Annotated in this window: 12 protein-coding genes; 5 read left to right on the plus strand and 7 right to left on the minus strand. The window is 44.8% G+C overall.

Annotated features, from left to right (window positions below; translation table 11 throughout):
* The first annotated feature begins 65 nt into the window (after positions 1–65).
* A complete protein-coding gene (locus G6R11_RS03560) occupies positions 66–1,004 on the plus strand; it encodes a LysR substrate-binding domain-containing protein (RefSeq protein WP_163131522.1) in 939 nt (312 codons plus the stop codon).
* Here G6R11_RS03560 and G6R11_RS03565 read toward each other — a convergent pair.
* From G6R11_RS03565 to ubiG, 7 genes are all read right to left on the minus strand, one after another.
* Complete coding sequence (locus G6R11_RS03565; protein ID WP_163131524.1) at positions 997–1,347, minus strand: DUF3802 family protein; 351 nt, start codon at positions 1,345–1,347, stop codon at positions 997–999. The genes G6R11_RS03560 and G6R11_RS03565 overlap by 8 nt on opposite strands.
* Positions 1,348–1,436: 89 nt before the next feature.
* The gene (locus G6R11_RS03570; protein ID WP_163131526.1) at positions 1,437–2,309 is read right to left on the minus strand and encodes a hypothetical protein; all 873 of its coding nucleotides are present in this window, start codon (positions 2,307–2,309) and stop codon (positions 1,437–1,439) included.
* Between the two features lie 240 nt (positions 2,310–2,549).
* A complete protein-coding gene (yfaE, locus tag G6R11_RS03575; RefSeq protein WP_152781350.1) occupies positions 2,550–2,837 on the minus strand; it encodes a class I ribonucleotide reductase maintenance protein YfaE in 288 nt (95 codons plus the stop codon).
* The gene (nrdB, locus tag G6R11_RS03580) at positions 2,837–3,967 is read right to left on the minus strand and encodes a class Ia ribonucleoside-diphosphate reductase subunit beta (protein ID WP_163131528.1); all 1,131 of its coding nucleotides are present in this window, start codon (positions 3,965–3,967) and stop codon (positions 2,837–2,839) included. The genes yfaE and nrdB overlap by 1 nt, the downstream gene beginning before the upstream one ends.
* A gap of 50 nt (positions 3,968–4,017) precedes the next feature.
* Positions 4,018–6,303 carry a class 1a ribonucleoside-diphosphate reductase subunit alpha gene (gene nrdA, locus G6R11_RS03585; protein ID WP_163131530.1) on the minus strand — a complete coding sequence of 762 codons (2,286 nt, stop codon included), beginning with the start codon at positions 6,301–6,303 and terminating at the stop codon, positions 4,018–4,020.
* A gap of 290 nt (positions 6,304–6,593) precedes the next feature.
* A complete protein-coding gene (locus G6R11_RS03590) occupies positions 6,594–7,268 on the minus strand; it encodes an HAD family hydrolase (protein ID WP_163131531.1) in 675 nt (224 codons plus the stop codon).
* Positions 7,268–7,990, minus strand: coding sequence for a bifunctional 2-polyprenyl-6-hydroxyphenol methylase/3-demethylubiquinol 3-O-methyltransferase UbiG (gene ubiG / locus G6R11_RS03595; RefSeq protein WP_163131533.1), 723 nt, complete (start codon positions 7,988–7,990; stop codon positions 7,268–7,270). Before ubiG ends, G6R11_RS03590 begins: the two co-directional genes overlap by 1 nt.
* A 205-nt stretch (positions 7,991–8,195) precedes the next feature.
* Here ubiG and gyrA point away from each other — a divergent pair, with 205 nt between their 5' ends.
* From gyrA to aroA, 4 genes are all read left to right on the plus strand, one after another.
* Positions 8,196–10,901 carry a DNA topoisomerase (ATP-hydrolyzing) subunit A gene (gyrA, locus tag G6R11_RS03600; RefSeq protein ID WP_163131535.1) on the plus strand — a complete coding sequence of 902 codons (2,706 nt, stop codon included), beginning with the start codon at positions 8,196–8,198 and terminating at the stop codon, positions 10,899–10,901.
* 107 nt (positions 10,902–11,008) lie between these two features.
* The gene (serC, locus tag G6R11_RS03605) at positions 11,009–12,097 is read left to right on the plus strand and encodes a 3-phosphoserine/phosphohydroxythreonine transaminase (protein WP_163131537.1); all 1,089 of its coding nucleotides are present in this window, start codon (positions 11,009–11,011) and stop codon (positions 12,095–12,097) included.
* Positions 12,098–12,106: 9 nt separating this feature from the next.
* Positions 12,107–13,216: a histidinol-phosphate transaminase gene (hisC, locus tag G6R11_RS03610; protein ID WP_163131539.1), complete on the plus strand. Its 1,110-nt coding sequence runs from the start codon at positions 12,107–12,109 to the stop codon at positions 13,214–13,216.
* A gap of 16 nt (positions 13,217–13,232) precedes the next feature.
* Positions 13,233–14,513 carry a 3-phosphoshikimate 1-carboxyvinyltransferase gene (gene aroA / locus G6R11_RS03615; RefSeq protein ID WP_163131541.1) on the plus strand — a complete coding sequence of 427 codons (1,281 nt, stop codon included), beginning with the start codon at positions 13,233–13,235 and terminating at the stop codon, positions 14,511–14,513.
* Positions 14,514–14,658: the final 145 nt, after the last annotated feature.

A 14,658-nucleotide genomic window follows, 5' to 3' on the forward strand; every position in this document is an offset into this window, starting at 1 on the left:
AAAGCGCAGAACCGCGCTAGATGGTGATAAACTGACAGCGCAACATAATTGACTACTGCGAGACTATGTTAGAACTCAAACACTTAAAAACCCTGCAAGCCTTAAGAGAAACCGGCTCTTTGGTGGTGGCTGCGCAGCGTTTATGCTTAACCCAATCGGCTCTTTCTCATCAGCTTAAAGAATTAGAATCGCGTATTGGGGCGAAGCTGTTTGTGCGTAAAACTAAGCCACTGCGTTTTACTATGGCTGGCTTGCGAGTGTTGGAGTTAGCCGACAATGTACTAGAGCAAGTTCAACATACCGAACGTGAGTTAGCCCGTTTAGTCGGTGGGCAAGCAGGGCGTTTACACCTAGCCATTGAGTGTCATAGTTGCTTTAACTGGTTGATGCCAGCAATAGACAATTACCGAGGCCTATGGCCCGACGTTGAATTAGATTTTAGCAGTGGTTTTAGTTTCGAGCCCTTACCTGAGCTTGCCCAAGGGCAGCTGGATTTGGTGATTACTTCCGATCCGCAACCCAGCGAAGGCATTGTATTTTCGCCGCTGTTTTCCTATCAGCCAACCTTGGCGTTAAGTCCTAATCATCCATTAGCAGAAAAGCCGGTAATTGAAGCGGAAGACTTTGCCAATCAGGTGCTTATTTCTTACCCGGTAGATACTCATCGTTTAGATCTGTTTAATCTGTTTTTAGACCCAGCTGGCGTTGAACCTTTGGCGGTTCGTAAAGTGGATATGACCATTATGATGATGCAGCTGGTGGCCAGTGGCCGCGGAGTAGCGGTATTGCCAAACTGGGCATTAACGGAATATGTAAACAAAGGTTACATTATGACGCGAGAATTAGGTGATGGGAAACTGTGGCAAAACTTGTATGCGGCGCGTCATGAAAGCCATCAAGACAGCGCCTATATTGAAGCGTTTTTAGATATTGCTCGGGAGCATTGTTTTAGTCACCTCGATGGCATTAAAGCCATCGGCGATAATCAGGCAGTGACTAAATAGGGTCAACAGCGATGAGTTGGTTATCAAACATGTTTTTGATTAAGCCAACAAATTCATCAATGAATTGCTGTTGCTGCTGAGTAGGGCTAGACATCCACACGCCGGAGAGTACTTGTTCAAGGTCGTTAACAATTGCGTCTATTTCGCGAATCACCGTAAAGCGGTGTTCACTCTCTAAATGCTCGTGTTGACGACATACTAACATCACGCTTTCTGATAGTTGCTCAGAGACATAGTCGCAAATAGTTAAGGGATTTTGCTGCGCTTGTGTATGCTCAAACAGCGCTAAGTTATCTGTTAAAAATCCAATTAACTGAATGTAACCTTCACTATCAGTTACCATCGTGCGTATATCCTCTCTCAAAAGTATTAGCCCTAGTGTATAACGAATAAGCGCGAATACAACATGCGCTAAGACACATTTGTTAACACTTATAGGGTTTGGGTTAATTCAGCCGAGTGAATGTAGGCCTGTATGCAGTTGCTCGGTAGGTATAAACGCGGATTGGCTCGGCGCAAGTCGCGCAAATGGTATTCCAATAAGCGTTTATCTAGTGGCGTATTACTTTCGGTTTGTTGCAGCCACTGCACCAAGCTTTGGGTGTTTTTTTGGAAGCCCTGTTCTAAGCCCGTAATTTGTTGTTTGGTTTTAAGCATTTCTTCCACATTAAGCGGCGAACGTTGCACCATATTTATTAAGTAGGGCGTGAGTATGCTGGCCTGCTTCATATAACTGTCGTTCACCGGTACTGGCGACAACCGTAAGTTTTGTTGGCGCTCCAGTTGGCCACAAATATGGTTTGCTTTTAGCAGCGCGACGGTTTGCTGAATAATTTGGTTAGTATCAAAACCTTCACCATACATTTCATGAATGCCGGTGGCTAAATCGTGTTTCGCTAAACGTACCTTAGAAAAGGTGAGCTGCTCTCTGGTAAATAACCTAACCCGGCTAGGGGCTGCTGGACGGGGCACAATAATCGCTATTTGATTGCGTTTTTGCTCAAAGTACACATTGGCAATAGCTTGCTGCTGCTCACTAATGCTGATGAGCTGGCCGCTAATCTGGCAGCCTACCGATTTAGGTACATCTCCCAAATGGCTAGCGCTTACATACTGGTGAGGGTAGTCGGGCAACGCTTGAATCTGGCCAAGTTGGCGCTGCATAAAGTGGGTAGCAATAGCGGCGCGACATATGGCATTTTCACTAAGAGCCGGTGGGTTAAACACCTTCCAAGTAATCAACACGGCAGTAAGCAGCAACAGGCTGCTACTAATTGCTATTAAAGGTTGGCGCCGAATGATCATGCTGGCCTCACAAGACAAAGAAAAACACAGATAGTTAAGTTATCTGTTACTTGCCGAAAAACTAAAGAGATTATTGAAAGTATAGATCAAGCTCAGCTTAGATAAGTCTGATTTAGCTCCTTGTTCTACAGCGAGTTATCAATAAGTGAAACGCCTAACTCTTACTACATGGTTAAGCGGCATATATAAAAATAGCGCTATCAATTAGCGCTATTTTTAATACATAGTACGTGGTTGTAGCTAGGCAATTTGACGTTTGAAAGGTGGTTGCTCCGCCAGTTCAACGGTGCCTTTGGGCTTGCTACAACAGCTAAGGATTTGTCCTTTGGGAATGTTAGCTAAAGGCGTGTGGCTATATTCCACTTCGCCTTTTACTAGGGTGGTACGGCAGGCACCGCAAACACCTTCGCGGCAATGATACTCGGGGGTAAAACCCGCTTGTTCATAAGCCTCTAAGATGCTTTTGTGGTGGCTATCAACCACCACTTCAATGCCGCCTGCTATTACGCGGCCTTCTTTTTGAGACATTACAGCTCAAAGTCCTCGAAGTCGTCAATGTCGATACTAGAGTCAATTTGGCCCACTAAGTAGGAGCTAATTTCCGCTTCTTGTGGCGCTACTTGCACGTTGTCTGACACTAACCAAGAGTTAATCCATGGAATTGGATTACTGCGGTCTTCAAAGCAAGGCAACAAACCGACCGCTTGCATACGAGTATTGGTAATGTATTCAACGTATTGGCAAAGAATATCTTCATTTAAACCAATCATCGAACCATCTTTGAATAGGTATTTTGCCCATTCTTTTTCTTGCTCGGCAGCATCGGTAAACATGCGCCATGCTTCTACTTCACACTCGGCAGCAATTTCGGCCATTTCTGGGTCGTCTTTGCCTTCGCGCATTAGGTTAATCATGTGCTGAGTACCGGTTAAGTGCAGCGCTTCATCACGGGCAATTAGCTTAATGATTTTAGCGTTACCTTCCATTAACTCGCGCTCAGCAAAGGCGAATGAACAGGCAAAACTTACATAAAAGCGAATCGCTTCTAATACGTTTACTGACATTATGCAGAGGTAGAGTTTTTTCTTAAGCTCTCGCTCTGTGATGTTATGAACCACACCATCAACCTCGTGCTCACCTTCGCCATGGAGGTGGTAAATAGAGGTGGCTTGAATAAGTTCGTCGTAGTAGCCAGCAATGTCGTTGGCGCGTTTGATGATCTCTTCATTTTTCATGATGTCATCAAATACTTCACCAGGATTACCCATTACATTGCGGATGATGTGAGTGTATGAGCGAGAGTGAATGGTTTCACTAAAGGCCCACGTTTCAATCCAGGTTTCTAGCTCTGGCAAACTAACTAGTGGCAACAAAGCCACGTTAGGCGAGCGGCCTTGAATACTATCCAGCAGTGTTTGGTACTTAAGGTTACTAATAAAAATATGCTGCTCGTGAGCTGGCAGTTTGTTGTAATCAATACGGTCACGGCTTACGTCTACTTCTTCTGGACGCCAGAAGAAAGACAATTGTTTTTCGATTAGTTTTTCAAAAATCTCATGACGTTGTTGGTCATAACGGGCCACGTTTACAGGCTGACCAAAGAACATTGGCTCTTTGGTTGCGTCGTTGGCATTTTGAGTAAAAATTGAGTAGCTCATCTACATTTTTCCTAAAAATTTCTTAATGCGCTTTAGCGCGTAAACTTGGCTTAAATCTTACATGCACCGCCAGCGCAATCATCATCTTCTGGCTCTGGCTTCATATCATCATGCTGGTCGCTAGCACCGTCTCGGGTGTTATGGTAATACAGCGTTTTAACCCCGTATTTGTAAGCCGTTAGCAAGTCGGCAATTAATGCCTTCATTGGTACGCGGTTACCTTCATAACGGCTTGGATCGTAGTTGGTGTTTGCCGAGATACTTTGGTCAACAAACTTCTGCATTAAGCCGACTAGCTGTAAGTAACCTTCGTTGCTAGGAATATCCCATAGCAGTTCATAGTTATCTTTAAGTGCTTCAAACTCTGGCACTACTTGCTTCAAAATACCGTCTTTACTGGCTTTAACGCTAATGAAACCACGTGGAGGCTCAATACCGTTAGTGGCATTTGAGATCTGGCTAGAGGTCTCTGAAGGCATTAGGGCAGACAGCGTTGAGTTACGTAAACCGTGGGTGGTAATCTCTTCGCGAAGCTCTTCCCAGTCGTAATGTAATGGCTCATCACTTAGCTTGTCTAACGACTGCTTATAAGTGTCGATAGGCAATACACCTTGCGAGTAGGTGGTTTCGTTGAACATTGGGCAAGCGCCTTGTTCTTTGGCTAAGCGCATAGACGCTTTAAGCAACCAGTATTGAATCGCTTCAAAAGTACGGTGAGTAAGGTTGTTAGCACTACCATCACTGTATTTAGTGCCATTTTTAGCCAAGTAGTAGGCGTAGTTGATAACACCTATACCTAAAGTACGGCGGCCATCAGAGCCTTTTTTCGCGGCTTTAATTGGGTAGTCTTGGTAATCGAGCAGGCTGTCTAGGGCGCGCACCGCAAGATCAGACAATTCTTCTAGCTCATTTAAGTCTTCAATCGCACCTAGGTTAAAGGCTGAAAGAGTACACAGTGCAATCTCGCCATTCTCATCATGTACATGTTGTAGCGGCTTGGTTGGTAAGGCAATTTCTAAACAAAGGTTAGATTGGCGTACCGGCGCTTGTGCTGGGTCAAATGGGCTATGGGTATTACAGTGGTCTACGTTTTGAATGTAGATTCGACCGGTTGAGGCGCGCTCTTGCATTAGCAACGAGAACAGATCAACGGCTTTAATTTGCTCTTTACGAATGCTTGGGTCTTGCTCGTATTTTACATACAAGCTTTCAAATTTGTCTTGGTCTTCAAAGAAGGCGTCGTAAAGCCCAGGCGCATCACTTGGCGAGAATAGGGTGATGTTTTCACCTTTCACCAAACGTTGGTACATAAGCTTGTTCAGCTGCACACCGTAGTCCATGTGACGTACTCGGTTGTCGTCTACACCACGGTTGTTTTTAAGCACTAGCAGTGATTCTACTTCTAGGTGCCAGAATGGATAGAAAATAGTAGCTGCACCACCACGAACGCCGCCTTGTGAACAACATTTAACCGCAGTTTGGAAGTACTTATAAAACGGAATACAACCCGTATGGAAGGCTTCGCCACCGCGAATTTCACTGCCTAGGGCACGAATTCGACCTGCGTTGATACCAATGCCAGCGCGCTGTGAAACATAAGTCACAATAGATGAAGCAGTGGCGTTAATTGATTCCAAGCTATCGCCACATTCAATTAATACACAAGAGCTAAATTGACGAGTAGGGGTACGTACACCCGACATAATTGGCGTAGGTAGCGAGATTTTAAACTTCGAAGTAGCGTCGTAGAAGCGGCGGATGTAATCAAGGCGCACCGACTTGTCATAGTGAGCAAATAAGCAAGCTGCTACCAAAATGTATAGGAACTGGGCGCTCTCGAAAATCTCACCGGTCACTCGATTTTGTACTAGGTATTTACCTTCAAGTTGCTTTACCGCGCCGTAGGAGAAGTCCATGTCGCGCCAATGGTCGATAAAATCGTCCATTTGGGCAAATTCTTCAGGGCTGTAGTCTTTAAGCAAATGCATGTCGTAGCGGCCAGCTTCACACTGTTTTACTACGTGGTCGTAAAGCTTAGGTGGCTCAAATTGGCCATAAGCTTTTTTGCGTAAATGGAATACCGCTAAGCGGGCTGCCAAAAACTGGTAATCTGGGGTTTCTTGAGAGATTAAATCTGCCGCAGCTTTAATAATGGTTTCATGAATATCTTTAGTGGCCATGCCATCGTAGAACTGGATGTGAGACTTAAGTTCTACCTGCGATACCGAGACATTTCTTAGGCCTTTGGCGGCCCACGTTATCACTCGGTGAATCTTGTCTAAGTTGATCGCTTCTTGTTTACCGCTGCGTTTGGTTATCAGAAGATCTTTATTCATGAAGGGGAGGCCCTGTTATCCTAATTTCGCTACTGCTTATCTAGTACTGCTATTTTTCCTTAGCCACTAGATATAGTGTTTTCAAATTTTATGGATACAAGATAATGAGGTTTTGGCTTTTTCGCAAGTCTTGGCAAACTTGAAGATATTGTGTATAACTTGCAAATAACTCAGCTATGTTAGTGCTTACTAACTAGCTATCTATATAAGCTGACTAAGCTTGCATTAATGCAAGTTTTTTTTCATAAATTTTTACTGAAAAAATTTATTTTTATAAAACTTGAACTTGCTTACAAATCGCCCAGCCAGTCGCTTATTGTTTGTTCGAGGTGTTCACTTTTTTGGCAGTGTAAATCTGCCGCCCATTGATCAACCTTGTCTTCCTCAGAAAGATAACCCCATAGGGCGAGCAAAGTGGTCATATTGGTATTATTACCTGCTTGAATATCACGTTCAGCATCGCCTACATATAGGCAGTTTTCAGGTTCAACCTTTATGGTCTGGCAAGCCAGTAGCATGGGGGCGGGATCAGGCTTACGCAGTGGCAAGGTATCTCCACCAACCAATACGCCAGACTGTTCAAATTCGGGAAAGAAGCGAAGTAACTGCTTACTTAAGCCTTCGGGCTTATTGGTAATCACTCCCCAAGGGATTTTGTTTTGGTTAAGCCATTGTAATGATTGCTTAATACCGGGAAAAAAATCGGTGCCGTGGCAAATGTTTTGCTCATAGTAGTCAAGTAATTGTTGGCGTAATTCAGCTTGGGGCTGTTGTTCCCAAAGGCTGCCAAAGCCAGCCTTTAACAAACCAATTGCACCGTGAGAACTAAGCTGGCGTGCTTGAGCTAAGCTGAGCTGTGCTTGTTGGTGTTGATCTAGCACATAGTTAGCAGCTGCGCCTAGATCTGGAGCTGTATCAAGTAAGGTACCATCAAGGTCGAACAGTACTGCAGCTTGTTTATTCATTATTGCTCCGGCTTAGCTAATTGCACCATGTAATTAACATCTACGTTTTTGCTTAAACGAAAGCTTTCAATAATAGGGGTAAATTGCACACCGCTAATGGCTTCGCTGCGTAAGTTGCTTTGATCGGCCCAAGCTAGTAGCTCAGAAGGGCGAATGAACTTGTCATGCTGATGAGTACCGTCAGGCACAATCTTCAGTAACTTTTCTGCTGCCAAAATCATATAAAGGTAGGCTTTGGGGGTCCTATTAATCGTAGATACAAATATTTTCCCACCTGGTTTAACCATGCTGGCACATGCTGCAATCACTGAGCCAGGATCGGGTACGTGCTCTATCATCTCCATGCAAGTCACCACATCGTAGTGAGCTTGATGAGTTTCTGCGTGTGCTTCTGCCGTGGTTTGCAAGTAATTAAGTTGGCTACCGGTTTCTAAAGCATGTAGCTTGGCCACTTCAATTTGTTCTTTGCCCATATCTATAGCGGTTACATCGGCACCGCGAACTGCCATGCTCTCGGCTAGAATACCGCCACCACAGCCTACATCGAGTACTTTCTTGCCAAATAAACCTGCTGCGCCACGCTCAATGTAGTCTAAACGCAGTGGATTGATTTGGTGTAGGGTTTTGAATTCCCCTTGTTTATCCCACCATCGTGAGGCTAAGCCTGCAAAATGAGCAATTTCTTGATGGTCAACATTTTCGTTGCTTTGAGGGTGTTCCATAAAGTTGTCAATCCACATCAGTATTTGTAGGCATTATAAGAACTTGTTCATTGCAGTCACTAGCTTTTGTTCAATTCTTGAGTTTTTTCATTTTTCTAACTGAAAAGAGCGACATCAAGCCTGTTAAGGCGGTTATTTTATGGTAAAGTTTGCGATTACGCTTAGTAATAGTAAAAAGCAATAAAAACGAAGGATTTTGTCGTCTATGAGCGATCTTGCAAAAGAGATTACGCCAGTCAATATCGAGGATGAGTTAAAGAGCTCATACCTTGATTATGCCATGAGCGTTATTGTGGGCCGTGCTTTGCCAGATGTACGTGATGGTTTAAAACCAGTGCATCGCCGAGTGCTATTCGCAATGAACGTATTGGGCAACGACTGGAACAAACCGTACAAAAAATCTGCCCGTGTGGTAGGTGACGTAATTGGTAAATATCACCCACACGGTGATAGCGCTGTTTACGATACAATTGTTCGCATGGCGCAGCCGTTTTCGCTGCGTTACATGTTGGTAGACGGTCAAGGTAACTTTGGTTCAGTGGACGGCGATTCTGCGGCGGCCATGCGTTATACCGAAATTCGTATGGATAAATTAGCCCACTCATTGCTGGCTGATTTAGATAAAGAAACCGTAGATTTTGTGCCCAACTATGATGGCACCGAACAAATTCCTGAAGTATTACCAACCCGCGTACCCAACTTATTGGTAAACGGTTCTTCTGGTATTGCTGTAGGTATGGCAACCAACATTCCGCCACACAACTTAACCGAAGTGGTTAATGGTTGTTTGGCAATGATTGAAAACCCAGACATCACTATTGATGAGCTGATGGAATTCATTCCTGCCCCTGATTTCCCTACCGCCGGTATTATTAACGGCCGTGCTGGTGTGATTCAGGCTTACCGCACCGGTCGCGGTAAAGTTTCTATTCGTGCTAAAGCCGAAGTGGTTACCGATAAAAACGGTAAAGAAACCATTATTGTTCACGAGATCCCATATCAAGTGAACAAGGCTCGCCTTATCGAGAAGATGGCTGAGTTAGTTAAAGATAAGAAGCTTGAAGGTATTTCAGCACTGCGCGATGAGTCTGATAAAGACGGTATGCGTATTGTTGTAGAACTTAAGCGTGATGCTGTGGGCGAAGTTGTATTGAACAACTTGTACTCTCAAACGCAAATGCAGGTGTCTTTTGGTATGAATATGGTGGCTCTAGATAACGGCCAGCCTAAGATATTCAACCTGCAGGAGATGATTGAGTGTTTCATTCGTCACCGCCGTGAAGTGGTAACACGCCGCACCGTATTTGAATTACGTAAAGCGCGCGACCGTGCCCACATCCTTGAAGGCTTAGCCATTGCACTAGCCAACATCGATGAAATCATCGAACTAATCAAAACCTCTCCAACGCCTGCCGAAGCAAAAGCTGCATTGGTTGCTAAAGGTTGGGATTTAGGTGCTGTAGCTGCCATGCTAGAGCGCTCTGGCGACGATGCTGCGCGCCCAGATTGGTTAGAAGCTGAGTTTGGTATTCGCGATGGCCAGTACTTCATTACGCCAATCCAAGCTCAAGCAATTCTAGATTTACGTTTACACAAGTTAACCGGTCTAGAACACGAAAAAATCATTGGCGAATATAAAGACCTATTGGATCTTATCGCTGAGTTGCTCTTCATCTTAAACAATCCAGATCGTTTGATGGAAGTGATTCGTGACGAACTTGTAGAAGTGCGCGAGCAGTTTGGTGATGAGCGTCGCACCGAGATCTCAGCGAACAGTGCTGATATTTCTCTAGAAGATTTAATTAACGAAGAAGACGTGGTAGTAACCCTATCTCACGAAGGCTACGTTAAGTACCAACCGCTAACCGAGTACGAATCTCAGCGTCGTGGTGGTAAAGGTAAAGCTGCAACTAAGATGAAGAATGAAGACTTCATTGAGAAACTGCTAGTGGCCAATACTCACGATACAGTGTTGTGTTTCTCAACGGTGGGTAAGGTTTACTGGATGAAAGTGTACCAGTTGCCGCTAGCCAGCCGCCAAGCGCGTGGTAAGCCAATTGTTAACTTACTGCCGTTAACCGACGATGAGCGTATTACCGCTATTTTGCCAGTACGTGAGTACGAAGAAGACAAGTTCATCTTGTTTGCTACGGCTAATGGTACCGTTAAGAAAACCCCGCTAACTGCGTTTAAACGTCCGCTATCTAGCGGTATTCGTGCGATTAACCTGAACGATGATGACAAGCTGATTGGTGTTGATATTACCGACGGTAATAACGAAATCATGCTGTTCTCAGATGCGGGTAAAGTGGTTCGCTTTAACGAGAAACAGCGCGATAGCGAAACCGGCGCCGTGAAGCTTGACCCAGAAACTGGTGAAGAACTATTGGCATTGCGCCCAATGGGTCGTACCGCTGCTGGTGTTCGAGGTATTTCACTTGATGCCGGCCAGAAAGTAGTATCGTTGATTGTGCCAACTGGTGACGGTGATATTCTTACCGCTACCGAAAATGGCTACGGTAAACGTACCAAGCTTGATGAGTACCCAGCTAAGAGCCGCGCGACTAAAGGTGTGGTTTCTATTAAGGTGAGTGAGCGTAACGGCCTAGTGGTTGGTGCGGTTCAAGTCACCGAAGCTCAAGAGATGATGTTAATTACCAACGGCGGCACCTTGGTGCGTACCCGAGTTAACGAAGTTTCTCTAGTTGGGCGTAATACTCAAGGTGTTACCTTGATTCGTACTTCTGAAGATGAAAAAGTGGTTGGCTTACAGCGAATCGATGAAATTGAAGAAGACGAGTTTGAAGAACTAGCTGAAGGCGAACAAAGCGCCGAAGCGAGTGAAGCCACGCCGAGCGAGGATGCACCAAGTGCAGACGATGCTGGTGAAGCAGAGCCCGATCAGCAATAAGCTACAAATGTAATAACAACGGGCGGCTTTTAGCCGCTCGTTTTAGTTTAAAAAGAAAATACGAACCACTTAAGTGGTCGAACACAACATAGAGTAAGAGATTTAGCATGGACAAAATCTATAACTTTTGTGCAGGTCCTGCGATGTTACCTGAAGCGGTGATGAAGCAGGCGCAAACCGAGTTTTGTAACTGGCAAGGTTTAGGCGTGTCGGTGATGGAAGTGAGTCACCGCGGTAAAGAATATATCGCTATGGCTGCTGAAGCCGAGCAAGATCTTCGCGATTTATTAAACATTCCTGATAATTACAAAGTGCTGTTTTGCCAAGGTGGCGGGCGTGGCCAATTTGCTGCTGCACCTTTAAATCTGCTTGGCAATAAAAAGTCGATTAGCTTTATTACTACTGGCCAGTGGTCGAAAGGCGCGGTAGCAGAAGGCGAGAAGCACGCTCAAGCCCAGGTATTTGATGCGCTAAGCACCAATGCTGATGGCCAAATCAGCGTTAAGCCAAGTAACCAGTGGCAACTTGATAAAGACGCGGCCTATGTTCACTATTGCCCGAATGAGACCATTGAAGGCATTGCCATTGATGAAATCCCTGATGTGGGAGACATGGTATTAGTCGGCGACTTCTCTTCTACGATTTTGTCGCAGCCTATAGATGTGAGCAAGTTTGGTCTAATTTACGCTGGTGCTCAGAAAAACATTGGTCCTTCTGGTTTAGCCATTGCTATTGTTCGTGACGATTTGCTGGATAACGCACACCCACTAACGCCTAACATCTTTAACTACAGCTTATTAGCGGGTAGTGATTCAATGTTTAATACACCGCCTACTTATTCATGGTATTTAGCGGGTTTAGTATTTAAATGGCTTAAGCAGCAAGGTGGTTTAAGTGCTATGGCTGAAAAGAATACAGCCAAAGCCGAGTTGCTTTACTCATATATTGATAGCAGCGACTTTTACCAAAACAATGTAGCCAGCGAGAATCGCTCTAAAATGAACGTGCCTTTCCAGTTAGCGAATAGTGAACTGGATGCAGCCTTTTTAGCTGAATCAGCGGCAGCCGGCTTGGTAACCTTAAAAGGGCACCGAATTGTTGGCGGTATGCGTGCTAGCATCTACAACGCGATGCCTATCGAAGGCGTACAAGCTTTGGTTGATTTTATGGCAGACTTCGCTCAGCGCAATCGTTAAGGAGCATTCATGACTTGTGATTTCCATGCTTTGGCTAACCAAGGCATCCAAGGTTTACATCCTTATCAAGCTGGTAAGCCAACCGACGAGCTAGAGCGCGAGTTAGGCATAAGCAACATCGTTAAGCTTGCTTCTAATGAAAACCCGTTGGGCATGAGCCCACTGGCTTTGGCGGCCATAGAAAAAGCCACGGGTGAACTAACCCGCTACCCTGATTCAAACGGCTTTTACTTAAAGCAAGCGTTGGCAGACAAATATGACTTGGCCGCCGAGCAATTCACTTTGGGTAATGGCTCGAATGATGTTCTGGATTTGATTGCTCGCATATTCGTGAGTAGCGAGCACGAAGTGGTGTTCTCGCAACATGCATTTGTTGTTTACCCTATTGTGACGCAAGCTATTGGCGCAAAAGCGGTGGTTGTGCCCGCTAAAGACTGGGGGCACGATTTAGATGCCATGGCCGCTGCGATTACTAATAAAACCCGCTTGGTATTTATTGCTAACCCTAACAACCCTACCGGTACCTTTTTAAGCAGCGAAGCGCTCTATAGCTTCATGCAAAAGGTGCCAGAAAACGTGGTGGTGGTATTGGATGAGGCTTATTACGAGTACTTACCCGAGCAGGAGCAAGCGCCTTCTACAAGCTGGTTGAGCGAGTTTAGTAACTTAGTGATTACTCGCACCTTTTCAAAGGCTTATGGTTTGGCGGGTTTGCGAGTGGGTTACGCTATCTCAAATCCACAAATCGCCGATTTGCTTAATCGTTTGCGTCAACCGTTTAATGTGAATAGCCTTAGCTTAGTGGCAGCAGCAGCAGCGCTAAAAGATGAACAGTACTTAGAGCAAAGCGTTGCCTTAAATCAGCAAGGCTTAAGCTTATTAAGCGAGTTCTTTAATCAAAACGGTATTAGCTATATTCCTTCTAAAGGGAACTTTATTAGCTTTTTAGCGCCAAGCGGCGATGCTCAAGAACTTTATCAGCAGCTATTGCACAAAGGCGTGATAGTTAGGCCGGTGGGCCCCTATCAAATGCCTGGCTATCTGCGTGTAAGCATCGGTACCGAACAAGAAAACCAAACTTTTATTAATGCTTTAAGCCAGCTAATTGGCTCAAATTAAGTAGAGATTTCGATTCATGGAACAATTAACTTTACAGCCTATTTCTCGTATTAACGGTGAAATTAATTTACCTGGCTCAAAAAGCGTATCAAATCGCGCATTGTTATTAGCAGCACTGGCTGAAGGCGAGACCGTATTAAGCAATCTGCTAGATAGCGACGACATTCGACACATGTTAAATGCACTTAAAAAGCTTGGTGTTAGCTACCAGCTTTCTGAGGACCGCAGCCGTTGCACGGTTACAGGTTTAGGTCGAGCTTTTGAAGTTGCTCAAGCCGAAGAGCTGTTTTTAGGTAATGCTGGTACAGCAATGCGCCCTTTGTGTGCGGCATTATGTTTAAGCCAAGGTGAGTTTACTCTAACTGGTGAGCCTCGTATGGAAGAGCGCCCAATTGGCGCCTTGGTTGATGCGCTGCGCCAAGTGGGAGCCGATGTTACTTATTTGAAGAATGAAAACTATCCTCCTTTAAGTATTAAAGGCACTGGCTTAGCTGGCGGAAAGGTAGATATCGACGGTTCAGTATCTAGCCAGTTCTTAACGGCGTTTTTAATGGCTGCACCTTATGCCCAACAAGATACCGAAATTAGTATTGTGGGTGAGCTGGTATCAAAACCCTATATCGATATTACCCTTAAAATGATGGCCGCTTTCGGTGTGGAAGTTGAAAACGATAACTACCAACGCTTCATCGTTAAAGGCCAGCAAACTTATCAAGGCGCTGGTGAGTTTTTAGTTGAAGGTGATGCCTCTTCGGCTTCTTACTTCCTTGCTGCTGGCGCCATTAAAGGTGGTGAAGTAAAAGTTACCGGTGTAGGCAAAAAGTCTATGCAGGGCGATGTATTGTTTGCCGACGTATTAGCTGCAATGGGCGCTGAGATAGAGTGGGGCGATGACTACATTATCGCTCGCAGCGGAGAGCTAAGCGCAGTAGATATGGACATGAACCATATTCCTGATGCTGCGATGACTATTGCTACAACTGCATTGTTTGCCAAAGGTACTACTGCCATTCGTAATGTATATAACTGGCGAGTAAAAGAAACCGATCGACTAGCAGCAATGGCCACCGAGCTTAAAAAAGTGGGCGCAACAGTAACTGAAGGGCACGACTTTATTGAAGTGACTCCGCCTGCAAGCTTGAATCACGCGGCGATTGATACCTACGACGATCACCGTATGGCGATGTGTTTTTCTTTGGTTGCCTTAAGCGATACACCCGTAACAATTAACGATCCAAAGTGTACTTCTAAAACATTTCCTGATTATTTTGAGCGCTTGCAGCAACTTAGCGAATAAAACTATCGAAATGTGTTGATAACTTAGTTAGTCTTAAAAGAGTCACTTTTGTGACTCTTTTTTTACGTCTGTACTTTGGCTCAAGCAGATAGTTTGAGCTTATTAATATAAAGGCAAAAAGCCACATCATAAAGTACGGCAGAAA

The sequence above is a fragment of the Agarivorans sp. Alg241-V36 genome (assembly GCF_900537085.1).
Taxonomy (GTDB): Bacteria; Pseudomonadota; Gammaproteobacteria; order Enterobacterales; family Celerinatantimonadaceae; genus Agarivorans.

Coding starts and splice junctions, on each gene's coding strand:
- yfaE (WP_152781350.1), bottom strand. CDS start 2,837: ATGTCTCAAAAAGAAGGCCGCGTAATAGCAGGCGGCATTGAAGTGGTG.
- aroA (WP_163131541.1), top strand. CDS start 13,233: ATGGAACAATTAACTTTACAGCCTATTTCTCGTATTAACGGTGAAATT.
- G6R11_RS03570 (WP_163131526.1), bottom strand. CDS start 2,309: ATGATCATTCGGCGCCAACCTTTAATAGCAATTAGTAGCAGCCTGTTG.
- ubiG (WP_163131533.1), bottom strand. CDS start 7,990: ATGGAACACCCTCAAAGCAACGAAAATGTTGACCATCAAGAAATTGCT.
- serC (WP_163131537.1), top strand. CDS start 11,009: ATGGACAAAATCTATAACTTTTGTGCAGGTCCTGCGATGTTACCTGAA.
- hisC (WP_163131539.1), top strand. CDS start 12,107: ATGACTTGTGATTTCCATGCTTTGGCTAACCAAGGCATCCAAGGTTTA.
- G6R11_RS03565 (WP_163131524.1), bottom strand. CDS start 1,347: ATGGTAACTGATAGTGAAGGTTACATTCAGTTAATTGGATTTTTAACA.
- gyrA (WP_163131535.1), top strand. CDS start 8,196: ATGAGCGATCTTGCAAAAGAGATTACGCCAGTCAATATCGAGGATGAG.
- nrdB (WP_163131528.1), bottom strand. CDS start 3,967: ATGAGCTACTCAATTTTTACTCAAAATGCCAACGACGCAACCAAAGAG.
- G6R11_RS03560 (WP_163131522.1), top strand. CDS start 66: ATGTTAGAACTCAAACACTTAAAAACCCTGCAAGCCTTAAGAGAAACC.
- G6R11_RS03590 (WP_163131531.1), bottom strand. CDS start 7,268: ATGAATAAACAAGCTGCAGTACTGTTCGACCTTGATGGTACCTTACTT.
- nrdA (WP_163131530.1), bottom strand. CDS start 6,303: ATGAATAAAGATCTTCTGATAACCAAACGCAGCGGTAAACAAGAAGCG.